Source organism: Klebsiella sp. B345, assembly GCF_051131735.1.
In the GTDB taxonomy this organism is placed as follows: Bacteria; Pseudomonadota; Gammaproteobacteria; order Enterobacterales; family Enterobacteriaceae; genus Klebsiella.
Map to the genome: position 1 here is coordinate 4658790 of NZ_CP180443.1, position 24570 is coordinate 4683359.

The 24570-nt window shown below is 54.9% G+C and carries 26 protein-coding genes and 1 pseudogene; 19 read left to right on the forward strand and 8 right to left on the reverse strand.

Annotated elements, in window-relative coordinates; genetic code table 11:
• Positions 1–196: 196 nt before the first annotated feature.
• The 3 genes and pseudogenes from ACMYSO_RS21870 to ACMYSO_RS21880 all read left to right on the forward strand — a co-directional run.
• Positions 197–496 carry a hypothetical protein gene (locus ACMYSO_RS21870; RefSeq protein WP_434667813.1) on the forward strand — a complete coding sequence of 100 codons (300 nt, stop codon included), beginning with the start codon at positions 197–199 and terminating at the stop codon, positions 494–496.
• 391 nt (positions 497–887) lie between these two features.
• Positions 888–1046 (forward strand): hypothetical protein, encoded by a 159-nt coding sequence (locus tag ACMYSO_RS21875; RefSeq protein ID WP_434667816.1) that lies wholly within the window; start codon positions 888–890, stop codon positions 1044–1046.
• Positions 1047–1049: 3 nt separating this feature from the next.
• Positions 1050–1358 (forward strand): annotated as a pseudogene (locus tag ACMYSO_RS21880) (MliC family protein); the annotation flags it as partial.
• A 193-nt stretch (positions 1359–1551) separates the two neighbouring features.
• Here ACMYSO_RS21880 and ACMYSO_RS21885 read toward each other — a convergent pair.
• Positions 1552–1944 (reverse strand): hypothetical protein, encoded by a 393-nt coding sequence (locus tag ACMYSO_RS21885; protein ID WP_434667819.1) that lies wholly within the window; start codon positions 1942–1944, stop codon positions 1552–1554.
• Between the two features lie 84 nt (positions 1945–2028).
• On the opposite strand from ACMYSO_RS21885, the gene dacC reads away from it, so the two are divergent.
• The gene (gene dacC / locus ACMYSO_RS21890; RefSeq protein ID WP_123756107.1) at positions 2029–3231 is read left to right on the forward strand and encodes a serine-type D-Ala-D-Ala carboxypeptidase; all 1203 of its coding nucleotides are present in this window, start codon (positions 2029–2031) and stop codon (positions 3229–3231) included.
• 28 nt (positions 3232–3259) lie between these two features.
• Here the strand turns inward: dacC and deoR are convergent, their stop codons facing one another.
• Both deoR and ybjG read right to left on the reverse strand, forming a co-directional pair.
• On the reverse strand, positions 3260–4018 hold the full coding sequence (gene deoR / locus ACMYSO_RS21895; protein ID WP_434667822.1) for a DNA-binding transcriptional repressor DeoR: 759 nt from the start codon (positions 4016–4018) through the stop codon (positions 3260–3262).
• A gap of 70 nt (positions 4019–4088) precedes the next feature.
• Entirely contained in the window at positions 4089–4682 is a 594-nt protein-coding gene (gene ybjG / locus ACMYSO_RS21900) for an undecaprenyl-diphosphate phosphatase (protein ID WP_434667825.1), read from the reverse strand.
• 318 nt (positions 4683–5000) lie between these two features.
• Between ybjG and ACMYSO_RS21905 the strand changes: the two genes are divergently transcribed.
• Entirely contained in the window at positions 5001–6239 is a 1239-nt protein-coding gene (locus ACMYSO_RS21905) for an MFS transporter (protein WP_434667828.1), read from the forward strand.
• A gap of 51 nt (positions 6240–6290) precedes the next feature.
• On the opposite strand, the gene ACMYSO_RS21910 is transcribed toward ACMYSO_RS21905, so the two are convergent.
• Both ACMYSO_RS21910 and ACMYSO_RS21915 read right to left on the reverse strand, forming a co-directional pair.
• Entirely contained in the window at positions 6291–7103 is an 813-nt protein-coding gene (locus tag ACMYSO_RS21910) for a Cof-type HAD-IIB family hydrolase (RefSeq protein WP_434667831.1), read from the reverse strand.
• The gene (locus ACMYSO_RS21915) at positions 7103–8305 is read right to left on the reverse strand and encodes an MFS transporter (RefSeq protein WP_434667834.1); all 1203 of its coding nucleotides are present in this window, start codon (positions 8303–8305) and stop codon (positions 7103–7105) included. The genes ACMYSO_RS21910 and ACMYSO_RS21915 overlap by 1 nt, the downstream gene beginning before the upstream one ends.
• 160 nt (positions 8306–8465) lie before the next feature.
• Here ACMYSO_RS21915 and ACMYSO_RS21920 point away from each other — a divergent pair, with 160 nt between their 5' ends.
• Positions 8466–9011 (forward strand): TetR/AcrR family transcriptional regulator, encoded by a 546-nt coding sequence (locus tag ACMYSO_RS21920; RefSeq protein WP_434667837.1) that lies wholly within the window; start codon positions 8466–8468, stop codon positions 9009–9011.
• A gap of 831 nt (positions 9012–9842) precedes the next feature.
• Here the strand turns inward: ACMYSO_RS21920 and ACMYSO_RS21925 are convergent.
• Together ACMYSO_RS21925 and ACMYSO_RS21930 are read right to left on the reverse strand one after the other, a co-directional pair.
• On the reverse strand, positions 9843–10085 hold the full coding sequence (locus tag ACMYSO_RS21925) for a hypothetical protein (protein ID WP_434667840.1): 243 nt from the start codon (positions 10083–10085) through the stop codon (positions 9843–9845).
• 514 nt (positions 10086–10599) lie between these two features.
• A complete protein-coding gene (locus ACMYSO_RS21930) occupies positions 10600–12285 on the reverse strand; it encodes an aspartate:alanine antiporter (protein ID WP_123756244.1) in 1686 nt (561 codons plus the stop codon).
• Between the two features lie 265 nt (positions 12286–12550).
• Between ACMYSO_RS21930 and ACMYSO_RS21935 the strand changes: the two genes are divergently transcribed.
• Positions 12551–12934, forward strand: a complete 384-nt coding sequence (locus ACMYSO_RS21935; RefSeq protein ID WP_123756115.1) for an inner membrane protein YbjM — start codon at positions 12551–12553, stop codon at positions 12932–12934.
• A gap of 6 nt (positions 12935–12940) precedes the next feature.
• On the opposite strand, the gene ACMYSO_RS21940 is transcribed toward ACMYSO_RS21935, so the two are convergent.
• Entirely contained in the window at positions 12941–13204 is a 264-nt protein-coding gene (locus ACMYSO_RS21940; protein ID WP_004859945.1) for a GrxA family glutaredoxin, read from the reverse strand.
• A 205-nt stretch (positions 13205–13409) separates the two neighbouring features.
• Here ACMYSO_RS21940 and ACMYSO_RS21945 point away from each other — a divergent pair, with 205 nt between their 5' ends.
• From ACMYSO_RS21945 to ACMYSO_RS22000, 12 genes are all read left to right on the forward strand, one after another.
• Positions 13410–13697, forward strand: coding sequence for a YbjC family protein (locus ACMYSO_RS21945; RefSeq protein WP_123756116.1), 288 nt, complete (start codon positions 13410–13412; stop codon positions 13695–13697).
• A complete protein-coding gene (nfsA, locus tag ACMYSO_RS21950; protein WP_434585764.1) occupies positions 13681–14403 on the forward strand; it encodes a nitroreductase NfsA in 723 nt (240 codons plus the stop codon). The genes ACMYSO_RS21945 and nfsA overlap by 17 nt, the downstream gene beginning before the upstream one ends.
• 112 nt (positions 14404–14515) lie before the next feature.
• A complete protein-coding gene (rimK, locus tag ACMYSO_RS21955) occupies positions 14516–15418 on the forward strand; it encodes a 30S ribosomal protein S6--L-glutamate ligase (protein ID WP_434585763.1) in 903 nt (300 codons plus the stop codon).
• A gap of 88 nt (positions 15419–15506) precedes the next feature.
• The gene (locus ACMYSO_RS21960; RefSeq protein ID WP_123756245.1) at positions 15507–15986 is read left to right on the forward strand and encodes a YbjN domain-containing protein; all 480 of its coding nucleotides are present in this window, start codon (positions 15507–15509) and stop codon (positions 15984–15986) included.
• 349 nt (positions 15987–16335) lie between these two features.
• Positions 16336–17448, forward strand: coding sequence for a spermidine/putrescine ABC transporter substrate-binding protein PotF (gene potF, locus ACMYSO_RS21965; RefSeq protein ID WP_434585762.1), 1113 nt, complete (start codon positions 16336–16338; stop codon positions 17446–17448).
• 190 nt (positions 17449–17638) lie between these two features.
• A complete protein-coding gene (gene potG, locus ACMYSO_RS21970) occupies positions 17639–18772 on the forward strand; it encodes a putrescine ABC transporter ATP-binding subunit PotG (protein WP_123756120.1) in 1134 nt (377 codons plus the stop codon).
• Between the two features lie 10 nt (positions 18773–18782).
• Positions 18783–19736, forward strand: a complete 954-nt coding sequence (gene potH / locus ACMYSO_RS21975; RefSeq protein WP_434667844.1) for a putrescine ABC transporter permease PotH — start codon at positions 18783–18785, stop codon at positions 19734–19736.
• Entirely contained in the window at positions 19733–20578 is an 846-nt protein-coding gene (gene potI / locus ACMYSO_RS21980) for a putrescine ABC transporter permease PotI (RefSeq protein WP_434585760.1), read from the forward strand. The genes potH and potI overlap by 4 nt, the downstream gene beginning before the upstream one ends.
• 75 nt (positions 20579–20653) lie before the next feature.
• Complete coding sequence (locus ACMYSO_RS21985; protein WP_123756123.1) at positions 20654–21127, forward strand: YbjO family protein; 474 nt, start codon at positions 20654–20656, stop codon at positions 21125–21127.
• A 42-nt stretch (positions 21128–21169) separates the two neighbouring features.
• Positions 21170–22300, forward strand: coding sequence for a 23S rRNA (uracil(747)-C(5))-methyltransferase RlmC (gene rlmC / locus ACMYSO_RS21990; RefSeq protein ID WP_434667847.1), 1131 nt, complete (start codon positions 21170–21172; stop codon positions 22298–22300).
• 77 nt (positions 22301–22377) lie between these two features.
• On the forward strand, positions 22378–23094 hold the full coding sequence (locus tag ACMYSO_RS21995) for a response regulator transcription factor (protein WP_434667850.1): 717 nt from the start codon (positions 22378–22380) through the stop codon (positions 23092–23094).
• Positions 23091–24569 carry a sensor histidine kinase gene (locus tag ACMYSO_RS22000; protein WP_434667853.1) on the forward strand — a complete coding sequence of 493 codons (1479 nt, stop codon included), beginning with the start codon at positions 23091–23093 and terminating at the stop codon, positions 24567–24569. Before ACMYSO_RS21995 ends, ACMYSO_RS22000 begins: the two co-directional genes overlap by 4 nt.
• The last annotated feature ends 1 nt before the right edge of the window (position 24570 follow it).

The window sequence follows — 24570 nt, forward strand, 5'->3', positions numbered from 1 at the left end:
TTTCATGCTTAACTTTTTTGTTTAACAATAATTGGTGAGCTTATGATTACCTGGATAATGCTTTTGGTTGTTGATGCTTGACAGGGATATTAAGGTTGTTCGTTATGTTGCTCAGGTTATTAATTTAAACGACGCCTTATCCAAATAACGCCGGGGCCTGAAAATATCAGGTCGGCATTAATAAAAGAGATGATTTATGAATAAAACAATTCTGGCTGTAGTTCTCGCAATTGTCGCGGCCCCTACCTTTGCAGGTTCGCATCCGATTGCTCGTACCACCGCGGTCGCGACCTCCGATCACCCTGTCGCCGTGGCGACCGCAACCAGCGGTAATGGCAACCATCCGGTTGCACGTGGCACTGCCGTGGCCTCTGCTGACCACCCGGTTGCTGTTGCTGCAGCTACCAGCGATAACGGTAACCATCCGATTGCCCGCACCACCGTGGTCGCGAATTCTGACCATCCTGTTGCCGCTGCGGCTGTGACCGGAAATTAAGATCTTCCCCGGCAGCGATGTCGGGGATAATTCTGGCCCGTCAATCACCCGTGGCCATGCCAGCCCGCCATATTGTCACCGCCCTCAAATCTGACTGCCGAACCCGAACGTCAGCATTTCTCTGTTTTGATATCACACTTGCGAACCTGGGCAATTTTATTTCCCCAGGCGCCTCACTAGCCTGCAGGGATAATCACCCTGATATCGTTCCAATTTTAAACATAATAGCGCCTGAGTGTGTCTGGCATCTTATGTTAGTTTTCGCTGTGGTGGACGCCCATGCTCGACGGCAAGTTGCGTCAGTTGGCTCGCAGGGGGCACAAGCACCACGCATTAAAACTGGCTCTTCGTCACTGACGGGAGGCAAAGTAAAAACAATCAGGGGCAGAGTATGAAGTTGGGTTTTTTGGCCGGGGCAGTATTAGCAACGTGGTTATCTTTAACCTATCCAACAGAAATGAGAGCGGTGTTTGACAAGTTAACGACGGTATTTGATCAGATAGTGAAACCCGTAGCGGCTCATTCCTCTGAGATGGCGACGCCAGAGTAAAAAATGAAAAAGATTATCTGCGTGTTACTCCCGGCTTTGCTTTCTGGATGCAGTTACTACCATCAGCTGGTGGAACAAGGGCAAACCAAAACCCTGGAATACCAGTGCGATGAGACCGCGCTGTTTTTATGGCAGAACGACACTAAAAAACAGGTGTCGCTGGTGGTCGACGGCGAACCGTTGCTCCTCGATGAAGGGTTATCCGCTTCAGGCAAGCGCTATTCTGACGGGGTGTATGTGTACTGGGTTGAAGGGGATCAGGCGACGCTGTATCGACGCGATCGGACGATCCTGCATAACTGTTCGTTACGACCTGAAGCGCAACCGGAGACGCTCTTTAAAGGAGATTTCTTGAACTGGAATAAAAACCAGCCGCCATCTGAATAACCACAGGCCCCGATCGGGGCCGTTATGCTTCTGGTCTGCAGAGATGAACGAACGTTCGTAAGGAATGACCCGGCTACAAAAATGAAAAATAGCGCTGACGGGTACCAGCGCTGAATGCTTACTGCCCAAACCAGAAAAAACGCGTCCCCAACAGTGGACGACGAAATACTAGAGAATCGGGTTCATTCACGCATCTGCCAAAACGTTTTTTATTAAACGTTTCTGCGGGGAAGCCGCAGGGGAAGCGGCCTGGCGTTGATAGCAAATGGCTGCCCTGAACCCGACGTCGTGCATAAATAAGCATCAATGCCGGTTTCGGCACAAAAGTCAGATGTGTTATGGTATGGGAAGTAAGGTATTGTATTGATTTTATACAATTATTTATCATCGTGGCATAATGACGATAATTTTTAGCCATCATGATCAAAAAAAATGCGCTGTTTTCAGCAGGGAGCGGGGTTATTGCGTAAACTTTAAAAACTTTACCAACTCGCTGTTTCTTTAAGGTCATTTGTACGCTTTACTCACCGGCTGCTGCCGTGCCGGAAGGGTTTTGCGGCATATTTTGTTTGGAAAGGATACTTGGGTGGTTCTTATGACGCGTGATGCTTTTTCCCTACGCGGCCTCGTGGCAGGCTGCGCTCTCCTCGTTCTTGTGGCGCCTGCGGTGCAGGCTGCGGAACAACTCCCTGATGCCCCGTCAATTGATGCTCGTGCCTGGGTTCTGATGGACTATGCCAGCGGCAAAGTGCTCAGCGAAGGCAATGCCGATGAAAAACTCGACCCGGCGAGTCTGACCAAGATCATGACCAGCTATGTCGTCGGGCAGGCGCTGAAGGCGGGCAAAATTAAGTCCACCGATATGGTGACCGTCGGGCGTGATGCCTGGGCGACCGGAAACCCGGCGCTGCGCGGTTCATCGGTGATGTTCCTCAAGCCGGGCATGCAGGTTTCGGTTGAAGACCTGAATAAAGGGGTCATCATTCAGTCCGGTAACGATGCCAGTATCGCGATTGCTGACTATGTGGCGGGGAGCCAGGACGCCTTTGTTAGCCTGATGAACGGCTATGCGCAGAAAATGGGACTGACCAATACCACCTTTATGACCGTCCACGGCCTTGATGCGCCGGGCCAGTTCAGTACCGCACGTGATATGGCACTGCTGACCAAAGCGATGATCCATGACGTCCCTGAAGAGTACGCCATCCATAAAGAAAAAGAGTTTACGTTCAATAAAATTCGCCAGCCGAATCGCAATCGTCTGCTGTGGAGCTCAAATCTGAACGCCGATGGCGTGAAGACCGGGACCACCGCCGGTGCCGGTTATAACCTGGTCTCTTCGGCAACTCAGGGTGACATGCGACTAATTGCCGTGGTGCTCGGAACGAAGACCGACCGTATTCGCTTTAATGAATCCGAAAAGCTGCTGACCTGGGGCTTCCGCTTCTATGAAACGGTCACGCCGATCAAACCGGATGCCACCTTTATCACCCAGCGGGTCTGGTTTGGTGACAGCAGTGAGGCTAAGCTGGGCGCCGGTGAAGCGGGCTCGATTACGCTGCCAAGAGGCCAGCTGAAAAACCTGAAGGCCAGCTATACCCTGAAGGATCCGCAGCTGACGGCGCCGCTGACTAAAGGGCAGGTGGTCGGGACTATCGACTTTAAGCTTAACGACAAAACGATCGAACAGCGTCCGCTGATCGTGATGGAAGCCGTTAATGAAGGCGGTTTCTTCAGCCGGATGATGGACTTCGTGCTGATGAAACTGCACGGCTGGTTCGGTAGCTGGTTCTCGTAACCGACAGGCCGCGCCCTGCGGGGCGCGGTCAGTACAGCAGTGAAATCTGTTTTTCTTTTGCCAGTGCCAGCAGGTCGTCATCCGGACAGACATCGCTGGCAATCACGTCAAAATTCGCCAGATCTCCCATCCGCGCCGGCCTGACCTTGCCAAACTTACTGTGATCGACCACCAGCACATGATAGCGCGCGCTGCGCATCGCCCACTGCTTTACCGGCAACTCTTCGAGGTTATAGCAGGTGGCGCCCTGTTCGCAGTCGATCCCGGCAGCCGAATAATAGGCGATATCCGGGCACAGATGGCTGAGGGTATCCTGAAGGCTTAGGGGTTTAAAAATCGCGTTGCTGGCGTGAAATTCCCCGCCACATAATATCGCCCGGCACTGCGGCTTCTCCTGTAGCGCCAGAAAGGTGTTCAGCGAATAGCAGACGCCGGTGAAGGGCAGGGCGTTATCGATAGCTTCGATAATCCACGGGGTCGTGGTGCCGCAGTCAAAAAAGGCCATCTGATGCGCTTGTAGCAGAGCGGCGGCATGCCGGGCAGCGCGGCGTTTTTCATCCACGAGGCGGGTTTTCTGGTCGCTGAGCAGGTAATGGGTTGCGCTGCGTGGTTCAAGGACAATATAGCCCCCTAATAACACCACCGGGCCATTATGGCCGTTCAGGTCGCGACGAATGGTCATCTCTGACACGCCCAGTAGCGCTGCGGCCTCTTTTAAATGAAGCTTATCGCTGCGCTTGAGCGCCTGAATGAGCTGGCTGATACGTTCATCACGACGTGTTTCCATATACCCTCTAAGCTGAAATCGCCCTGCACTGGCAGGGCGTTAGTGGGCAATTTTACCTGTCGGGAGAGGGTTAGTCACGCACCCAGCCTTTACGAATTGGTAGGGAGAAGCACAGGCGGTATGCCTGCTCGAGGTAGCGATAAAGCCCTTGACCACCCACTTGCCACAGCAATCCGGCTGCCAGGCAACCGCACATGCCGGTGAGCAGACCACCTACCATATCCAGCGGCCAGTGCACGCCGAGATAGACCCGGGACCAGGCGATTGCGACGGCGGTGGCCATTAACGCGACGCCAGACCACAGGCGATGCCAGAATAAAAAAGCCAGCGCGAAGGTAAAACTGATGGTGCCGTGGTTGCTGGGGAAGGAGTTATTCGGCGCGTGATGCAAAAACTGGTAGCCGGCACCCGCAACAAAGGGACGGTCATGGGGAAACAGATGACCAAATATCCACGAGAGGCTCAGGCTGATCGCCAGCGCCAGCGCCACTTTACATACCAGTTGCCGCTGATTCGGTCCCCAGAGCCACAGCGCCGCCGCCAGCAATGGCACCAGCAAAATCACCTCTTTGGCGATGAAGGTGGCAATTTCGATAGCCCATGCCGGGGAGGCAGGGGTGGCGTTAATTAAGGCGAACAGCGCGTCGTTGATATTTTCCAGCATATGTCCAGGCTCTTGTGTCCGATAGCAATAAGCCGCCCACCTTAAGCAGCGGTGGCGATGAGGTAAAGTGGTGTTGTCTTAATTATCAGCTCGTTATAGGAAGCATGGCGAGACCGTTTCTTCGCATACACGCAGCTGCGATGAGTATATCGCCTGTAACCTAATTGAAATATAAACGAAATAAAGAGAGGTTGAGATAAAACGGGTGGGCCGTCCTGGGGGACTTTGCGCTATTTTTCATTGTCACTCACAATTCACTATCTCCTCAGCACGACTTTCATTAAACTTTGCGCGATTTTTTTTTAAATAAGAGATTGCATGCAGAATTATTCGCTTTCAGGTCGCCGCCTCGGACGGCAGGCGCTGCTGTTCCCCTTGTGCCTGGTGTTATACGAATTCTCCACCTATATCGGCAACGATATGATTCAGCCGGGGATGCTGACGGTGGTGGAGGAGTTTCAGGCTGGCAATGAATGGGTGCCTACCTCAATGACCGCCTATCTCGCCGGCGGCATGTTTTTACAGTGGTTGTTAGGGCCGCTGTCGGATCGTATCGGCCGTCGTCCGGTGATGCTCACCGGCGTGGTGTGGTTTATCGTGACCTGCCTGGCTACCCTGCTGGCGCAAACCATTGAACAGTTTACGCTGCTGCGTTTTTTACAAGGTATCAGCCTGTGCTTTATTGGCGCTGTGGGTTACGCCGCGATTCAGGAGTCATTTGAGGAGGCGATGTGTATCAAAATCACCGCCTTGATGGCTAACGTGGCGTTGATTGCGCCGCTGCTCGGCCCGCTGGTGGGGGCAGCATGGGTGCACATCCTGCCGTGGGAGATGATGTTTGTGCTGTTTGCCGTGCTGGCGGCCATCGCGTTTTTCGGCCTTCAGCGGGCGATGCCGGAAACCGCTACCCGCATGGGCGAGAAGCTGTCGATGAAAGAGCTGGGGCGCGACTATGCCCTTGTGCTGAAGAATCTGCGCTTTGTCGCCGGCTCTCTGGCGATTGGTTTCGTGAGCTTGCCGCTGCTGGCATGGATTGCGCAGTCTCCGGTGATTATTATCAGTGGCGAACAGGCCACCAGCTATGAATACGGGCTGCTGCAGGTGCCGATTTTCGGCGCCCTGATTGCCGGTAATCTGGTGCTGGCGCGGCTGACCTCGAGGCGTACGGTACGATCGCTGATTATTCTCGGCGGCTGGCCGATTTCGCTCGGTCTGCTGCTGGCTGCGGCGGCAACGGTGGTGTCGAGCCATGCTTATCTATGGATGACCGCCGGACTGAGCGTATACGCCTTCGGAATTGGCCTGGCAAACGCCGGGCTGGTTCGTCTGACGCTGTTTGCCAGCGATATGAGTAAGGGGACGGTGTCAGCGGCGATGGGGATGCTGCAGATGCTGATTTTTACCGTCGGGATTGAAGTCAGCAAGCATGCCTATGCGCTGGGAGGGAGCGGTGTGTTCAGCCTGTTTAATCTGCTCAGCGGTGTGCTGTGGCTGGCGATGATGGTCTATTTCCTCAAAGACAAGAGCATAGGAAACGCCAACGACCCGCAGGCCTGACGTTTCTGGATGGTTCCAGGGGCGGCAATGCACGCTACCCCCGGAACCGCATCAGGCAAACGGCGCTTCGCGATTCAACACTTTGTCGATGATGTGCAATACACCTTCTTCGTTGTTATGCGGGGCATCGTAGTCCGCCACGGCCTTCACCGGGGCAGCCGCGTTAGCCATCGCAAAGCCAAATCCAGCATGTTGCAACATTTCAATGTCGTTTCCGCTGTCGCCAAACGCCACCACTTCGTGATCCTCAATGCCCCAGCGCTGTTGCAGGATACGCAGGCCGTTGGCTTTATGGATGCCGGGAATAATCAGGTCGATGCTGCCGAAACCGGTCGCTACGGCGGTCACCATGTTGCCTAAGGCGGCATGCAGCTGCGGCTGAATGGTCGGGATCAGGCTGTCGGGGACGTTGAGCCCGAATTTCAGAATAACGTCATCGATATGGTTAAAATCATCCACCAGCTGCAGGCGATGGTAATACTTCGCCGCCACCGCTTTCAGCTCATCGTTATACTGGTTGAGGGTCCAGGCGCTGCGTTTGCCGCAGGCGATGATCTCAATATTCGGCATCGTCTGCAGATAATCGATCACCGTGTGGAAATGATCTTTCGGCATCTGGCAGTTGAAGACGTCGTCACCGGCGTTGACCACCCAGCCGCCATTTTCGGCGACGAAGGCGATTTCATGGGCGATGTCGGGGAAAAACGAAATCAGCTGGTAATACTGGTTGCCGCTGGCTACCACAAAACGAATATTTTGCTCGCGCATCCGCTGATACTGGCTCAGGAAACGCTGGCGATTGTAGGTTTTGGCATCGCTTAAGAAGGTGCCGTCCATGTCTACCGCAATCAGTTTGATACTCATCAACTGTTCTCCATGACAGGTTCATGTTGTGGTTTTGCCACCGCCTTCGCGACCAGCGCGGCCACCATAACCAGGCCCAGCACCACCATCATGGCGCTGCGCAGGCCGAAATGTTCGCCGAGGAAGCCCAGCAGCGGCGGCCCGACAAGAAAGGCGAGGTAGCCGGTTATCGCCACTACGCTAACGCGTTTCGGCGCATCGGGGCCGGTATCGCTGGCGGCGGAAATGGTCAGCGGGAAGCCGAGCGACGCCCCCAGTCCCCACAGCAGCACCGAGATTCCGGCCACCCATGGGTTATCGACGAAAATAATCAGGCCGATACCCAGGGCGCCCATCACCGCGCTGGCACGTACCACCGTGACCCGGCTGTAGCGGTCGATGAACCAGCCACCGGTGAAGCGACCGATGGTCATGCCGAGGGTAAACCCGGCGTAAATCAGGGAGCCAGAGGTCGGGCTGAAGCCGTGTCCATCCACCATCAGCAGCGGCAGCCAGTCGTTGGCAGAGCCTTCAGCAAAGGCCATCGCCAGCACCACCACGCCAATCAGCAGCAACTGCACGTCGCGCCATACCGGCAACCCTTTTTCTTCGTGATGAGCGCTTTCGGCGGCATTCTGCCCGGTACCGTCAGGAATAGCGCGAATTGCGATAGCGATAGGGGCGATAGCCACCAGCGCAGCCAGCAGAATATGCGGTGCGGCAGGCAAGCCAAAACCGGTTACCGCCATCCCCACGCCGGCGCCAAACAGCGTCCCGAAGCTGTAAAAGCCGTGCATCATCGGCAGGACGGTTTTATTCATTTCTCGTTCGACGGCGGCACCTTCGACGTTAATTGCGACTTCCGCAGAACCGAAGCTGGCGCCAAAAATGGCCAGCCCGATGGCGAACAGCGTGGCCGAGGTAAGCCACAGGGCCAGGCTGAGGACCATCATGCCAACGACCGCACAGGACATGGTAGTTCGAATAACTTTGCGGGTTCCGAAGCGCTTAACCAGCCATGCCGAGCAGAGAATGCCGCTCATCGAACCAATAGAGAGGCCAAATAAAACGATGCCCATTTCCGCGGTCGACAGCGTGAGCAGGTCGCGGATCGCCGGCGTACGGGTGGCCCATGACGCCATCAGTAATCCGGGAATAAAGAAGAACATAAAGAGTGCCCACAGCCGAAGCTGCAATGCTCTGCGGGAGGTTTGCGCGGTCATTCGTCCATGCCAGTGAATGAGAAGATAGAGACAACAGTAGCAAGGTTGTGTACATTTGTACATATACTTCAGGATGTCAGTTTCATGACAACGCCTGGCATCAGGAAAACGGCATAGCTGCCGGATGGCTTGTGTATAAACGCGATGAATGAGGAAAACTATGGCCCGCCGACCGAACGATCCGCAGCGCCGGGAGCGCATTTTGCAGGCGACGCTGGAGACTATCGCCACCCACGGGATCCATGCGGTCACGCACCGTAAAATCGCCAGCTGCGCGGAGGTCCCATTGGGCTCACTGACGTACTATTTCAGCGGTATTGAAGCGCTGATTGAAGAGGCATTTCGTATTTTCACTCGCGATATGTCGGAGCAGTATCAGCAATTTTTTGCCTCGGTCAGCAATCGCGAAGAGGCCTGCGATGCCATTGCCGAGTTGATTTTCAGCGCCCAGGTCACCACCGCGCGGAACATGGAGCTGATGTATCAGCTGTATGCGTTCTGCAGCAGCCAGCCGGCGTTAAAGGCGGTGATGCAGCACTGGATGCAGCGCAGCCAGCAAACCCTGGAGCAGTGGTTTGATCCGCCCACCGCCCGCGGGCTGGATGCGTTTATTGAGGGCATGACCCTGCATTTCGTCACGGATAGCGCGCCGCTTTCTAAACCGGCGATCCGCCTGATGGTCGGGCGGCTGGCCGGAGAGGGGTGAGGGGGTATCGTTACCCCGGGATGTCAGTTTCCCTTTGGGATTATCATGAGTGCCAAAAGGGAAACATGTTTATTCAATGAGCTGAATCCAACAATTGATCATTGAGGATGATTGCGATAGTGGTTTAATGCCAGGAATATCAGAGAACCGACCTTATTGACTTTAATTGTGAGGTGTTAAAAAATCGTTCTGCCTGATAAAGGAATGGCTTTCTTTATATTATATTAAGTGTCAACTGGTTATGTATTTATTTTGGTGTAAAGATTCAAGTAATAATCAGGTTGTTAATTTGTACCTAAAATGTTGCTATAGATATCGCATCGCCTCCATTCCTGATGTCTTCGGTACAGAAAGGGAAAACAGTTAGATCGCATTTTCAGATTTTTTATCCGCGCGGTTATTGTAATATGTATACATAAATTCTTCTGGTTGGAATAAACCATGTTGTATTCATATGCTTTATATTCAAAAAAACATAACAAGCTCCATGTTATTATTGTGTGTTCAATGTTATTGATGTTTTCAATCCATATGGGCGTTTTGCTTGAGACTGAAAACATCTGGCTTCTGTGTGGTGTTGTGATTTATTTACCTCTGTACCTCATCTGGGGGCGAGTATCATCATTGCGCAGCAGAATGCCGGATTGAGATGGGGTATAGTCAGTTCAAGGGGCTGAATCGAAGTCTTTTTTACATTATTACAATAGCCATGTTTTTCTGAGAAAATAGAACGCTTTATTTTTACAGATAATAATCCGGAGTCGGGGGACTCCGGATTGTCGATTAACAGCAGAGCCATTTATAATGTGCTGATAATCGATATTGTTTGTATCACTTACCTGAGGACTTTGTCACCGGGACATACTTTGGTGTCAATGCACCGAAAGGATCTCTCAGGAGGTCAACCAGGGCGCCGCCAATTCCAGGGATTCGCCCAATGGTTCCCTCCAGGATGCTATTTTCAATGTCATTAATAGGCTTGGCAATTGTAGTGCAGCCGAGAAAAGCCAGGCCTGAACCAATAATACCTGCGCCGTTAACGTGTTCCATTTCATGCGGAGTTAATGTTTTCATAATGATATCCTTATTTATCTGTGCTGGGTTGTTGTATTGATTGAACCCTACGGACCAGAGGATACTAAGTCAAGGCGTTACAAGAACACGCCGTGTAATTAAGATTATCTAAAGATTTCCCCTGGAACGTAAACGATCAGATTTATATTTTTTGGAAAAATCCGAAATAGAATTCAGGGTATAAATAAATGTGCTGAATGATTGGTGGCGTTTAACACGACACAAATAGCAATCAACGCAGCTGTGCACCAGTACATCCTGGGGAGGGAACCGGGTTAGGGCGAGACGGCAGGAGCTCTTTGAGGCCATCGCGATCGCTGACATGAAGGAGAGTGGGTGACATGGTGATTTCAAAAACACGGATTTCAGGCAACAAAAAACCCATCAACCTTGAACCGAAGTGGCGGGGTTGATGGGCTCCACAAAATGGGGACATCAAAGAAAAGCAGTGGCACTACTTATGACTGACGCCCGAGAGAAAAGTTCTGCCTCTATCCATTTTTTTCTTAAATATTTACTGAAGCCCTGGCCAGATGATGACGATCAGCGTCCCCGCCAGGGTTAACAGCACGTTGGCGATGGCATAGGTCCCCGCGTAGCCCAGAGCCGGAATGTTGCTGCGCGCGGTGTCGCTGATAATCTCCATTGCTGGGGCGCAGGTACGGGCCCCCATCATGGCGCCAAACAGCATCGCGCGGTTCATACGCAGCACATAGGCGCCAAACAGGAAACAAATCACCACCGGTACCAGGCTGACGATCAGGCCGGCTGCCAGCATCTGGCCGCCAACGGCGCCCAGGCCGTGACCAATCCCGGCGCCGGCGCTCAGGCCGACCCCGGCCATAAAGACCATCAGGCCGAACTCCTTCACCATATTCAGCGCGCCCTGTGGGATATAGCCGAAGGTTGGATGGTTGGCCCGCAGGAAACCAAGCATAATCCCGGCAAACAGCAGCCCCGCCGCATTACCAATCCCGAAGCTGAAAGAGCTGAACTGGAAGGTGATCATCCCGATCATCAGGCCGACGATAAAGAAGGCGCAGAAGGCGAGCAGGTCGGTTACCTGGCTGTGAATCGAGATAAAGCCGATACGATCGGCAACGGTTTTAACGCGTCGCGCATCGCCGCTGACCTGCAAAACGTCGCCCTTGTTGAGCACCACGTTGTCGTCGATTGGCATTTCAATCTGGCTACGGATAACGCGGTTTAAGAAACAGCCGTGGTCGGTCAGCTTCAGCTGCGCCAGGCGGCGGCCAACGGCATTGTGGTTTTTAACCACGATCTCTTCGGTGACGATGCGCATATCCAGCAGGTCACGGTCGAAAACCTCTTTACCGTTACGGAAGCTCGGGTCGAGACGAGCGTGGGCGTCCGGGTAGCCCACCAGCGCGATATCATCGCCCATTTGCAGGACCGCATCGCCATCCGGGTTAGCCAGAATGCCGTTACGGCGGATCCGTTCGATATAGCAGCCCGTTTGACGATAGATCCCCAGCTCACGCAGATTTTTACCATCGGCCCAGGCCACCAGCTCCGGGCCGACGCGGTAGGCGCGGATCACCGGCAGGTAGACTTTACGTTTGGAGTCGGTATCCAGCCCGCGCTCACGGGCAATCTGCTGGGCGCTGGTCTGCAAATCCTGATGCTGCAGCTTCGGCATATAGCGGGCGCCGACTATCAGGCTGACGAGACCAATCAGGTAGGTCAGCGCATAGCCGAGGCTCAAATGGTCGAGAGAGAGCGCCAGCCGATCGCTGGGCATCCCTAAGTGGCGCAGGGTATCGCCGGCGCCTACCAGCACCGGGGTTGAGGTCATGGCGCCTGCCAGCATCCCCGCCGTCAGGCCGATGTCCCAGCCAAACAGTTTACCCAGCCCCATTGCCAGCAGCATCGCGCTGCCGACCATCACCAGGGCGAGCATCAGATAGTTTTTCCCGTCGCGGAAAAAGATAGAAAAAAAGTTGGGACCGGCTTCCACGCCAACGCAAAAAATAAACAGCATAAAGCCCAGATTCAGCGCATCAGTGTTAATACTGAAATGCTGCTGGCCTAATAATAATGAAACCACTAAAACGCCAATAGAATTACCAAGTTGTACTGAACCCAGGCGCAGTTTTCCGAGGCAAAGCCCCAGCGCAAGTACAACGAATAATAACAGGATGTAATTCCCGTTTAACAAATCTGCGACGTTTATATTCACGAAAGCCAACTTCTCATTTACTAGTAAGTTGTTGAAGGAAATGGTTATTTAGTCTAAGGTTGGCCAGTGTTCGTGACATTCCGAACCTTGTTCCGGCATCCCGGTATAACCACTAAAAATGAGTCGCTAGTTTAATCCTTCCTGGATGCTGCGGCTAGTCACAATCGTTTTTAGGTGAGTGGGTGCAAAAATGGCATGGATTGCCAGAATGCTTTATCTGACTGGATGTATTGAAGTGGGTTAGAGGCAGAATCAGGAGGATGGTGTGAAATCTGAGCGCGCCTGGATCGGTATTACTTGCGGGTTCTTTCTGTTTATCGTGGTCTGTTTATTTCTGTTACTGCATATGAACGGAGTCTTTCGTGCTGCCGGCAATTCTGAAGTCGGGCTGCTGTTCTTTTTGCTGCCCGGTGCGGCGGCCAGTAGCCTTTCTCCAGGACGACGGGTGATCCTACCGGTGGTGGGCGCTATTCTGGCGGCGCCGGTCTGCCTGCTGGCAATGCGGCTTTTTTTTGTGGCACAACGGACATTCTGGCAGCAGCTGGCGTGGTTGTTTAGTGCGGTGTTCTGGTGTGCGCTGGGCGCGCTGTGCTTTATGTTTATCTGCGCCTGGCTAGATTCCAGGCGCAAGCACTCGTCAAGAGAATGAGTCGGCTCAGGCAAACAGGCCGAGATTCTCTTTTGCCCAGGCTTCAAAATCAGTGCAGCCGCCGATGTGTTTCTGATCGACAAAAATCTGCGGAACGGTCTCAACGGGTTTACCCACGGTCTTTTCCAGATCGCTCTTACTGATGCCTTCAGCGTGAATATCAACGTAGCGATAGTTAAAATCATCGCGTTCATTGGTCAGTTTTTCAGCCAGCTCTTTGGCACGAACGCAATAAGGGCAACCGGGACGACCAAAAATAACCGTAAACATGCTTTTTCTCCTTAACTCTCTGCCGGATGGCGAATACTGACTATGATGACCTGTTCCGGCGGTGAGTAAAAGAAGGTTCTGCCTTTTTCTCCGATGGTTTAAGGCTATGTTTGATAAATGTCGGTCCTGTTAAATGACTATACTGTCCCCGCTGTGCGGCGCTTAACCGCTTGTCCGCAGAGCCTACATTGACCGGAGGAGAGTTATGCGATCGCCCGCCGCCTTACCAAAAAGCGTCCTGGTGATAGAAATTATCGGTATTGTGCTGTTGACCCTGGCCTGGCTCTCGCTCAACCAGTACCTGCAGCTGCCGGCGCCGTTTTCCAGCCCTACGGCAGCCCTGCTGATGATTTTCGCCGGGATCCTGTTGATGCTGCCTGCGGCCATTGCGCTGATGTGGCGTATGGCAAGGATCGTGGCGCCACAGCTGACGCAAACTCAAAAACCACCTTCTTCACCTGACAGAGAAAAACGAGATGACGCCGACCATTGATCTGCTGCGTAGCCACCGCTCCATTCGCCATTTTACCGATGCGCCCATCAGCGACGAACAGCGTGCCGCCATCATCGCCAGCGCACAGGGGGCATCCAGCTCCAGCTTTTTACAATGCAGCTCTATTATTCGCGTGACCGACCCGCAGCTTCGCGAGCAGCTGGTGACGCTAAGCGGCGGCCAGCAGCATGTGGCCCGTGCGGCGGAGTTCTGGGTATTTTGTGCCGATTTTAGCCGCCATCTGCAGATCTGCCCGGATGCTCAACTGGGTCTGGCAGAACAGCTGCTGCTGGGGGCGGTAGATACCGCGATGCTGGCGCAAAACGCGCTGGTTGCCGCTGAGTCGTTAGGGCTGGGTGGCGTCTACATTGGCGGGATCCGTAACAGTATTGATGCGGTGACCGAGCTGTTGAACCTGCCGCAGCATGTTCTGCCGCTGTTTGGCCTGTGCCTCGGCTGGCCTGCCGATAACCCGGATGTGAAGCCGCGTATGCCGGCGGCGATGCTGGTGCATGAAAATAGCTGGCAGCCGTTGGATGAAACGGTGCTGGCAGAATATGATGAGCAGATGGCACAGTATTATCTGTCACGCGGCAGCAATACGCGTCGCGATACCTGGAGCGACCATATTCGCCGCACTATCATTAAAGAAAGCCGCCCGTTTATTCTGGATTACCTGCATAAGCAGGGCTGGGCAACGCGCTGATTGCGTGTACACTGCTGCCTGCTTAGCGCCTCAAGAGTCAGAGGCCAGGCGGTGGTGGCGTAATTAATACAGTGAAGGCCCGCCGGAGCGGGTCTTTTTGCAGAGGTGCAGGGTGAAAATTGCCATATTATCCCGGGATGGAACGCTCTATTCATGTCGTCGCCTACGTGAAGCCGCGCAGAAGCGCGGTCACCAGGTGGAAATCCTCGATCCGCTTTCTTGTTATATGAACGTCAGTCCGGTGGCCTCATCAATTCACTATAAAGGCCGCCAGCTCCCGCATTTTGATGCCGTGATCCCACGGATCGGTTCCGCCATTACCTATTACGGTACCGCGGCACTGCGCCAGTTTGAACTGTTAGGCAGCTATCCGCTCAATGAGTCGGTGGCGATTACCCGCGCCCGCGACAAGCTGCGCTCGTTGCAGCTGCTGGCACGCCAGGGGATCGATCTTCCCCTGACCGGGATCGCCCACTCTCCGGACGATACCAGCGACCTGATTGCCATGGTGGGCGGTGCGCCCCTGGTCGTCAAACTGGTGGAGGGCACGCAGGGGATCGGCGTGGTGCTGGCAGAGACGCGTCAGGCAGCCGAAAGCGTGATTGATGCCTTCCGGGGTTTGAACGCGCATATTCTGGTTCAGGAGTACATCGCCGAGGCAAAAGGGCGGGATATTCGCTGTCTGGTGGTGGGCAACGAAGTGGTGGCGGCGATTGAGCGACGGGCGAAAGAGGGTGATTTCCGCTCTAACCTGCACCGTGGTGGGGTGGCAACGGTCGCCATTATCAGCGAGCAGGAGCGGGCGATGGCCATCAAAGCGGCGCAGACCCTCGGTCTGGACGTGGCCGGGGTCGATATCTTACGCGCAACCCGCGGGCCACTGGTGATGGAGGTTAACGCCTCACCGGGTCTTGAAGGGATTGAAACGACCACCGGAATTGATATTGCCGGGCGGATGATCGCCTGGATCGAGCGTCAGGCCACGCCTGAATTTTGTCTGAAAATGGGCGGATAATCGGTCGCGCTGACACTTTCGTGGTATGCCGCGTATTTTTTGCGTAAGCTATGGCGTCGTTTTTACACAGCAAGAGGTCACAGGTCATATGGATTCACTGGTCGTTCCGGGTCTGGATACGCTACGTCATTGGCTCGATGAGCTAGGCATTAGCTTTTTTGAGTGTGATTCCTGCCAGGCTTTGCACCTGCCGCATATGCAGAATTTCGAAGGCATTTTCGATGCAAAAATCGATCTGGTAGACAACGTGGTGCTCTTTTCTGCCCTTGCGGAAGTGAAGCCTTCGGCATTGCTGCCGCTGTCTGCCGATCTGTCGGCGATCAACGCCAGTTCGTTAACCGTCAAAGCGTTCCTGGATATCCAGGATGATAACCTGCCTAAACTGGTGGTGTGCCAGGCGTTATCCGTCGGCGTTGGCATTACCGTTGAGCAATTTGGCTGGTTCTTCCGCCAGAGCGAAGAGCAAATTTCAATGGTGATCCTCGAAGCGGCCGCCAACCAGGTGCTCTTTAAAGCCGAAGAAGAAGAGTACCCCGCTGAAGAAGTTCAGCACCATTTTCTTCACTAAACCTGTCGATGAATAGCGCAGCCACTGCCACGGTGGCTGTGTATTACACGCTTTTATTCTGCTATTAACCTTTCCTTAAAGAATTTTTCACCGCCGTTCTGCCGCTTTTGGCTTATCACGTAGACCGTTATTGCATAAAAAATTGATAAAAGGCGTTATTTTACCTGGGCTATAGCCTCTTATTCTGGCTACAGTTATTCTGGCGATGCTTCCAGTTGCGGGCAACCATTCCGGGAGAGGTCCTCTCTCCTTTTCTTAGGCAATGAAAAAACATGCACGATTATTGCATGCAGACAAGTGCGTATATTAAGCCCGCTTGTTAACGGGCATTTGAGAAGGAATAAGAGATATGACCGCCTTTGGTAAAAAATGGTTAACAGGTCTGGTTACGGGTGCGTTGATGGCCGTCTCTGCCGGTTCACTCGCAGCGGAACAGAAAACCCTACATGTTTATAACTGGTCTGATTATATCGCGCCGGACACGGTAGCCGATTTCGAAAAAGAGACCGGTATTAAAGTGGTGTATGACGTTTTTGATTCCAACGAAGTGTTGGAAGGCAAGCTGATGGCCGGCAGCACCGGTTTTGACCTGGTCGTACCGTCGGCGAGTTTCCTTGAGCGGCAGCTGGCTGCCGGCGTTTTCCAGCCATTGGACAAGAGTAAGTTACCGAACTGGAAAAATCTCGACCCGGAAGTGTTGAAACTGGTGGCGAAGCACGACCCGGATAATAAATATGCGATGCCGTATCTGTGGGCGACAACCGGTATCGGCTACAACGTCGATAAAGTGAAAGCCGTATTGGGTAAAGATGCCCCGCTGGATAGCTGGGATCTGGTCCTGAAGCCAGAGAACCTCGAAAAACTGAAAAGCTGTGGCGTCTCCTTCCTCGATGCACCGGAAGAGATTTTTGCGACGGTCCTGAACTATCTGGGCAAAGATCCTAACAGTAGCAAAGCCAACGACTACACCGGGCCGGCAACCGACCTGCTGCTCAAGCTGCGGCCGAATATTCGCTACTTCCACTCCTCGCAATACATCAATGACCTGGCGAATGGCGATATCTGCGTCGCGATCGGCTGGGCGGGCGACGTCTGGCAGGCGGCGAACCGGGCGAAAGAAGCTAAGAATGGCGTGAACGTCTCTTACTTTATCCCGAAAGAAGGTGCACTGGCCTTCTTTGACGTCTTTGCAATGCCTGCGGATGCCAAGAATAAAGATGAAGCATATCAGTTCCTTAACTATTTGATGCGCCCGGAAGTTATCGCCAAAATCAGCGACCAGGTGTACTACGCGAACGGTAACAAAGCGTCGACTCCGCTGGTGAGCGAAGCGATCCGTAATAACCCGGCTATTTACCCGCCGGCGGACGTTTTTGCCAAGCTGTTCACCCTGAAAGTTCAGGATCCGAAAATCGACCGCGTGCGTACCCGTGCGTGGACGAAAGTGAAAAGCGGGAAATAACATCTTAGGGCCCGGTTCGCCGGGCCTGAACAGATCTTACCCGGCCGGGAGATTGCATTACCCGGCCAGCGTAAACACAGATGCAACGTGCAGCGAATGTATGCACCAGGATGGTGCACCTGCACTGTAAAGTAGAATGTATGGCAACCGGGCCATACGGTGGTTAGCTTTTTTGCCGGAGAGCACCCGAGTGAATGACGCAATTTCCCGCCCACAGGCGAAAACCCCCAAAGCGCTAACCCCGCTGCTGGAAATCCGTAACCTGACGAAATCCTTCGATGGTCAACACGCCGTCGATGACGTCAATCTCACCATTTATAAAGGCGAAATTTTCGCGCTGCTTGGCGCATCTGGCTGTGGTAAATCAACGCTGCTGCGTATGCTGGCAGGCTTTGAGGAACCGACGGCCGGCCAGATTATGCTTGATGGCGTCGATCTGTCTCGCGTACCGCCTTATCAGCGGCCGATCAACATGATGTTCCAGTCTTACGCTCTGTTCCCTCATATGACGGTGGAGCAGAACATTGCCTTTGGTCTGAAGCAGGACAAACTGCCGAAAGCCGAAATCACCAGCAGGGTGCAGGAGATGCTCGCGCTGGTGCATATGCAGGAATTCGCCAAACGTAAACCGCACCAGCTGTCCGGCGGCCAGCGCCAGCGTGTTGCTCTGGCGCGTAGCCTGGCGAAGCGGCCAAAACTGCTGCTGCTCGACGAACCAATGGGCGCGCTGGATAAAAAACTGCGTGACCGGATGCAACTGGAAGTGGTGGATATTCTCGAGCGTGTCGGTGCGACCTGCGTGATGGTGACCCACGATCAGGAAGAGGCGATGACCATGGCTGGGCGTATCGCCATTATGAACCGCGGTAAGTTCGTGCAAATTGGCGAGCCGGAAGAGATCTATGAACATCCGACGACCCGCTATAGCGCGGAATTTATCGGTTCGGTCAATGTGTTTGAAGGACTGGTGAAAGAGCGCCTGGAAGATGGCCTGGTGCTGAACTCACCGGGGCTGACTCATCCGCTGAAGGTCGACCCTGATGCGTCGGTGATTGATAATGTTCCGGTGTGGGTGGCTCTGCGTCCGGAAAAAATCATGCTCTGCGATGAGCCGCCGGCGGATGGCTACAACTTCGCGGTGGGGGAAGTGATTTATATTGCCTATCTCGGTGATCTGTCTATCTACCACGTACGCCTGAAAAGCGGGCAGATGATCAGCGCACAGCTACAGAATGAACACCGTCATCGTAAAGGGTCGCCAACCTGGGGTGATGAAGTTCGTTTGTGCTGGGATGCCGACAGCTGCGTTGTTCTGACGGTGTAAGGAGAGGGCGATGAGTACATTAGAACCACCGGCCGGGGAGAAAAAACCGGGCGGTTTTGCGCTCTGGCTCGCGCGCCTGCAGATGGCCCATGGCCGCAAGCTGGTGATCGCGCTGCCGTATCTGTGGCTGATCCTGCTGTTTCTGCTGCCGTTCCTGATCGTATTTAAAATCAGCCTGGCGGAGATGGCACGGGCGATCCCGCCCTACACCGATCTATGGGCGTGGGCGGACGGCCAGCTGACGTTAACACTGAACCTCGGTAACTTCCTACAACTGACCGACGATCCGCTCTATTTCGAAGCCTATCTGCAGTCGCTGCAGGTGGCGGGCATCTCGACGTTCTGCTGTCTGGTACTGGGGTATCCGCTGGCATGGGCGGTGGCGCACAGCAAGCCGTCCACGCGAAATATTCTGCTGCTGCTGGTGATCCTGCCGTCGTGGACCTCATTCCTGATCCGCGTGTATGCGTGGATGGGGCTGTTGAAAAGCAACGGCGTGCTGAATAATTTCCTGCTGTGGCTTGGGGTTATCGATCAGCCGCTGGAGATCCTCCATACCAACCTCGCGGTGTACATCGGCATTGTCTACGCCTATTTGCCGTTTATGGTGCTGCCTATCTATACCGCGCTGACGAGGATCGACTACTCGCTGGTGGAAGCGTCGTTGGATCTGGGCGCGCGACCGCTGAAAACCTTCTTCCAGGTGATCGTGCCGCTGACCAAAGGCGGGATTATTGCCGGGTCGATGCTGGTGTTTATCCCCGCAGTGGGGGAGTTTGTGATCCCGGAACTGTTAGGCGGGCCGGACAGCATCATGATCGGGCGCGTCCTGTGGCAGGAGTTCTTTAATAACCGCGACTGGCCGGTGGCCTCGGCGGTGGCAATTGTGATGTTGTTGCTGCTGATCGTACCGATCATGTGGTTCCACAAGCATCAGCAAAAACAGATGGGGGAGCACGGATGAACGATTTGCCGGTAGTACGTTCGCCATGGCGAATTTTAATCCTCGTGATCGGCTTTACGTTTTTATATGCCCCGATGCTGATGCTGGTGATCTACTCATTCAACAGCTCGAAGCTGGTGACGGTATGGGCCGGGTGGTCAACGCGCTGGTATAGCGAGCTGTTCCACGATGATGCGATGATGAGCGCCGTCGGGCTCAGTCTGACCATCGCCACCTGTGCGGCAACGGCGGCGGCGGTGCTGGGCACCATTGCGGCGGTGGTAATGGTGCGTTTTGGCCGCTTCCGCGGTTCAAACGGCTTTGCCTTTATGATCACCGCACCGCTGGTCATGCCTGATGTGATCACCGGACTGTCGCTGTTGCTGCTGTTTGTGGCGCTCGGGCACGCTATCGGCTGGCCGTCGGATCGCGGGATGCTGACCATCTGGCTGGCGCACGTGACCTTCTGTACCGCCTACGTGGCGGTGGTCATTTCGTCCCGGCTGCGTGAACTGGACCACTCTATCGAGGAAGCGGCGATGGATTTAGGTGCGCCGCCGCTGAAGGTCTTTTTCATCATCACGCTGCCGATGATTATGCCGGCGGTGATCTCCGGCTGGCTGCTGGCCTTTACCTTGTCGCTGGACGATCTGGTTATTGCCAGCTTCGTCTCCGGTCCTGGGGCCACCACCTTACCGATGCTGGTCTTCTCCAGCGTGCGGATGGGGGTGAACCCGGAAATCAACGCCCTGGCGACGTTAATCCTCGCGGTGGTCGGGGTTGTTGGTTTTATCGCCTGGTATTTGATGGCCCGCGCAGAAAAGCAGCGAGTACGCGATATCCAGCGTGCAAGACGCAGCTGAACCCCCTAAAATCTACGGTAAAACTGGTATCGGCGTCGTGATAGTACGACGCCGTTTTCATGGAAGACGTTTCCGTTGGGATTGTTTACTAAAGCACGTTCCTCTCATGCACGCCTGAACGTTCCTGCCCTGGTGCAGGTGGCGGCGTTCGCCATTATTTTGATTCGTGGCGTTGACCTGCTGATGATCTTCAACCAGCTTGGGGTCAGCGGCATCGAAGAGTTTATTCGCCGCAGCGTCCAGACCTGGAACCTGACGCTGGTGTTTCTCTCCAGCCTGCTGCTGGTGTTCATCGAGATATGGTGCGCCTTCTCGCTAGTGAAGGGGCGTAATCTGGCACGCTGGATCTTTCTGCTGACGCAGATCATTGTCACCGGCTACCTGTGGGCGGCTTCGCTGGGGTATGGCTATCCGGAACTGTTCAGTATTGCCGGCGAATCAAAGCGTGAAATTTTCCGTTCTCTGGTGATGCAAAAATTGCCCGATTACCTGGTGTTGCTGTTGCTGTTTGTTCCGACTTCGTGCCGACGGTTTTTCCGACTACAATAACGATGATACAATCCCCGCCCCTGTTTTTTTGAAGGTCTTTTTATGCACTGCGCACTCTATGACGCGGGCTGCTGTCGCTCCTGTCAGTGGCTGGAACTGCCGTTAACACAACAACTCGCCAGTAAAATGGCCGACCTCAGGACGTTGTTAGCGGACTTCCCGGTAGCGCAATGGGAGCCGCCGGTTTCCGGCCCGGAGGCTGGTTTTCGCAACAAAGCCAAAATGGTGGTCAGCGGCAGCGTTGAACGCCCGCTATTGGGCATGCTGCACCGCGACGGCACCCCTGAAGACCTGACCGACTGCCCGCTCTATCCGCCTCATTTTGCGCCGGTGTTTGGTGTATTAAAGCCGTTTATTGCGCGGGCCGGGTTAACCCCCTATAACGTCGCCCGCAAACGCGGTGAGCTGAAGTATCTGCTGCTCACCGAAAGCCAGTTGGATGGCGGGATGATGCTGCGTTTTGTCCTGCGTTCGACGGCGAAACTCGAGCAGCTTCGCGCCGCGCTACCCTGGCTGCAGGCACAGCTGCCGCAGCTGAAGGTGATTACCGCTAATATTCAGCCGGTGCATATGGCCATTATGGAAGGCGAGCAGGAAATTCTGCTCGGCGAGCAGCCCGCGCTGGCGGAAAACTTTAATGGCGTTCCGCTGTGGATCCGCCCGCAGAGCTTCTTTCAGACCAACCCGGCCGTTGCCAGCCAGCTGTATGCCACCGCTCGCGACTGGGTGCGCCAGCTGCCGGTGAAGCATATGTGGGATCTGTTCTGCGGCGTAGGCGGTTTTGGCCTGCACTGTGCTACGGCGCAGATGCGGCTGACGGGCATTGAGATTGCGCCAGAGGCCATTGCCAGTGCGAAGCAATCTGCCGCTGAACTGGGGCTGACGAACCTCCATTTTCAGGCGCTGGACTCGACGCAGTTTGCTACTGCTGAGGGCGATATTCCGGACCTGGTGCTGGTGAACCCGCCACGTCGCGGTATCGGCCACGAGCTGTGCGACTATTTAGGCCGGATGGCGCCCCCGTATATAATCTACTCCAGCTGCAACGCCCGGACGATGGCGAAAGACTTCGCGCTGCTGCCCGGCTATCGGGTTGAGCGGGTGCAGCTGTTCGATATGTTCCCTCACACCGCGCACTATGAAGTGCTGACGTTACTGGTCCGCGAAGTTTAAACAAAATGTGAACTCTTCTGCAGGTGTAAATCGGGTAAGCTTGGCGAATAACAGGTTGAAATGAGCGGAGCGAGACGATGGCAAAGAAAATTCTGTTGGTCGAAGATGACGACGATATCGCTACGTTGCTGCGCCTGAATTTGCAGGATGAAGGGTTCCAGATTGTCCATGAGGCCGATGGCGCCCAGGCGCTGGTGCAGCTTGAAAAGGGAAGCTGGGATGCGGTGATCCTTGACCTGATGCTGCCCCATGTCGACGGTCTGGAGATTTGCCGCCGTATTCGCCAGATGACCCGCTATCTGCCGGTGATTATCATCAGCGCCCGCGCCAGCGAGACACATCGTGTGTTGGGGCTGGAAATGGGTGCAGACGACTACCTTGCCAAGCCGTTCTCGATCATTGAACTGGTGGCGCGGGTCAAGGCGCTGTTTCGTCGCCAGGAGGCGATGGGGCAGAATTTGCTGATGGACGCCGGGCGCATTAACTGCCACGGCCTGAGCATCGATCCGCTGGCGCGGGAGGTCAGGCTACGCGGCGAACCGGTAGACCTAACCCCGCGCGAATTCGACCTGCTGTACTACTTCGCTCGCCATCCCGGCGAGGTCTTTTCCCGCCTGGCGCTGCTCGATCACGTCTGGGGTTATCAGCACGAAGGCTATGAGCATACGGTGAATACCCATATCAACCGCCTGCGCAGTAAAATCGAACACGATCCGGCCGAGCCGGAAATAATTCTGACGGTCTGGGGCAAGGGCTATAAATTTTCGCCGGCTCGTCAAGGAGCGGGGCAATGATGCGCCGACTGAGCCTGAGTCAGCGCCTGGCACTGGTTTTTACCTCGCTGTTGTTGCTGTGCGCGGCGGCCGTCTGCGTGGTGCAGTTGTACAGCAGCGCGCAATACGGTAATGCAATGGTGCAGCGGCTGTCGGCTGGACTAGCCCAGCAAATCGTGGCCCGCGAACCGCTTCTTGATGCGCAGGGGCAGGTGAACCGCCAGGCGTTGAAGCCGCTTTTTGACCGGCTGATGGTTTTTAATCCCAGCGTAGAGCTGTACCTGATTTCTCCTGAAGGTGAACTGCTGGCCGATGCCGCGCCTCCTGGCCATATCAAACGCCAGCGGGTGGCGATCGCGCCGATCCAGGCGTTTCTTTCCGGTAGCGCCTGGCCGGTGTACGGCGACGACCCGCGCAGCCCGGATCAGCAGAAAGTCTTCAGCGTCGCGCCGCTGAACGTTGACGGTCAGCTTCGCGGCTATCTCTATATCATTCTGCAAGGGGAAACCTTTAACGAACTGGCGGCCAACGCCTGGCAGAAGACGCTGGGCAGCCTGGTGATCTGGACATTGCTGCTGGTGGCGCTGTTTGGTCTGCTGGCCGGCGGCCTTGCCTGGTATTGGGTTACGCGTCCGGTGCGTCAGTTGACCGCCCAGGTGGTCATCCCTGAAGAAGACAGCATCGGGGCGATCAAATTACTGGCGGCGCAAACCCCCGATCCGCATCCGGGAAATGAAGTGGCGATTTTGCATAACCGCTTTATTGACCTTGCCCGGCAGATCGCCGGGCAGTGGGATCGTCTGGCCGACAGCGATCGCCAGCGTCGTGAGTTTGTGGCTAATATCTCCCACGACCTGCGGACGCCGCTGACGTCGCTGCTGGGATACCTTGAGACCCTGACGCTGAAAGCCGACCGGCTCAGCCCAGAAGAACGTCGGCGTTACCTCGATATCGCGCTGCGCCAGGGAAATAAAGTCCGCTATCTCTCGTCGCAGCTGTTTGAACTGGCGCGGCTGGAACACGGCGGTATTAAACCGCAGCCGGAGAAGTTTTTCCTGGCCGAGCTGGTTCAGGACGTGGCGCAGAAGTTCGATCTGTCGATTGCCACGCGCAATATTCGTCTGCAGCTGGGGCTAGCCAGCGGTTTGCCGCCGGTGGTCGCAGATTTGTCGATGATGGAGCGGGTGCTGACCAACCTGCTGGATAACGCCATTCGCCACACCCCGGACGGGGGCAGCATCAGCCTGACGGCGCGTCAGCAGGGCGCAGAAATGGTGGTGGAAGTGACGGACAGCGGCCCGGGCGTTGCCGGTGAGCTGCGGGCCACGCTGTTTGAACGACCTTCGGTACTGGAACCCGGTCAGAGTCGCGGGACGCGAGGAGGATTAGGGCTGATGATTGTCCGGCGTATGCTGCAACTGCACGGCGGCGATATTCGTCTGTTGGAGGTCACGACAGGGGCCAGCTTCCGTTTCACCCTGCCGCTGCGTCCGTAGC

Excerpts from the sequence above, each read along its gene's own strand:
- ACMYSO_RS21870 (WP_434667813.1), top strand. The coding sequence starts at position 197 with ATGAATAAAACAATTCTGGCTGTAGTTCTCGCAATTGTCGCGGCCCCT.
- ACMYSO_RS21875 (WP_434667816.1), top strand. The coding sequence starts at position 888 with ATGAAGTTGGGTTTTTTGGCCGGGGCAGTATTAGCAACGTGGTTATCT.
- ACMYSO_RS21885 (WP_434667819.1), bottom strand. The coding sequence starts at position 1,944 with ATGACCTTAAAGAAACAGCGAGTTGGTAAAGTTTTTAAAGTTTACGCA.
- dacC (WP_123756107.1), top strand. The coding sequence starts at position 2,029 with ATGACGCGTGATGCTTTTTCCCTACGCGGCCTCGTGGCAGGCTGCGCT.
- deoR (WP_434667822.1), bottom strand. The coding sequence starts at position 4,018 with ATGGAAACACGTCGTGATGAACGTATCAGCCAGCTCATTCAGGCGCTC.
- ybjG (WP_434667825.1), bottom strand. The coding sequence starts at position 4,682 with ATGCTGGAAAATATCAACGACGCGCTGTTCGCCTTAATTAACGCCACC.
- ACMYSO_RS21905 (WP_434667828.1), top strand. The coding sequence starts at position 5,001 with ATGCAGAATTATTCGCTTTCAGGTCGCCGCCTCGGACGGCAGGCGCTG.
- ACMYSO_RS21910 (WP_434667831.1), bottom strand. The coding sequence starts at position 7,103 with ATGAGTATCAAACTGATTGCGGTAGACATGGACGGCACCTTCTTAAGC.
- ACMYSO_RS21915 (WP_434667834.1), bottom strand. The coding sequence starts at position 8,305 with ATGACCGCGCAAACCTCCCGCAGAGCATTGCAGCTTCGGCTGTGGGCA.
- ACMYSO_RS21920 (WP_434667837.1), top strand. The coding sequence starts at position 8,466 with ATGGCCCGCCGACCGAACGATCCGCAGCGCCGGGAGCGCATTTTGCAG.
- ACMYSO_RS21925 (WP_434667840.1), bottom strand. The coding sequence starts at position 10,085 with ATGAAAACATTAACTCCGCATGAAATGGAACACGTTAACGGCGCAGGT.
- ACMYSO_RS21940 (WP_004859945.1), bottom strand. The coding sequence starts at position 13,204 with ATGTTTACGGTTATTTTTGGTCGTCCCGGTTGCCCTTATTGCGTTCGT.
- ACMYSO_RS21945 (WP_123756116.1), top strand. The coding sequence starts at position 13,410 with ATGCGATCGCCCGCCGCCTTACCAAAAAGCGTCCTGGTGATAGAAATT.
- nfsA (WP_434585764.1), top strand. The coding sequence starts at position 13,681 with ATGACGCCGACCATTGATCTGCTGCGTAGCCACCGCTCCATTCGCCAT.
- ACMYSO_RS21960 (WP_123756245.1), top strand. The coding sequence starts at position 15,507 with ATGGATTCACTGGTCGTTCCGGGTCTGGATACGCTACGTCATTGGCTC.
- potF (WP_434585762.1), top strand. The coding sequence starts at position 16,336 with ATGACCGCCTTTGGTAAAAAATGGTTAACAGGTCTGGTTACGGGTGCG.
- potH (WP_434667844.1), top strand. The coding sequence starts at position 18,783 with ATGAGTACATTAGAACCACCGGCCGGGGAGAAAAAACCGGGCGGTTTT.
- potI (WP_434585760.1), top strand. The coding sequence starts at position 19,733 with ATGAACGATTTGCCGGTAGTACGTTCGCCATGGCGAATTTTAATCCTC.
- rlmC (WP_434667847.1), top strand. The coding sequence starts at position 21,170 with ATGCACTGCGCACTCTATGACGCGGGCTGCTGTCGCTCCTGTCAGTGG.
- ACMYSO_RS21995 (WP_434667850.1), top strand. The coding sequence starts at position 22,378 with ATGGCAAAGAAAATTCTGTTGGTCGAAGATGACGACGATATCGCTACG.
- ACMYSO_RS22000 (WP_434667853.1), top strand. The coding sequence starts at position 23,091 with ATGATGCGCCGACTGAGCCTGAGTCAGCGCCTGGCACTGGTTTTTACC.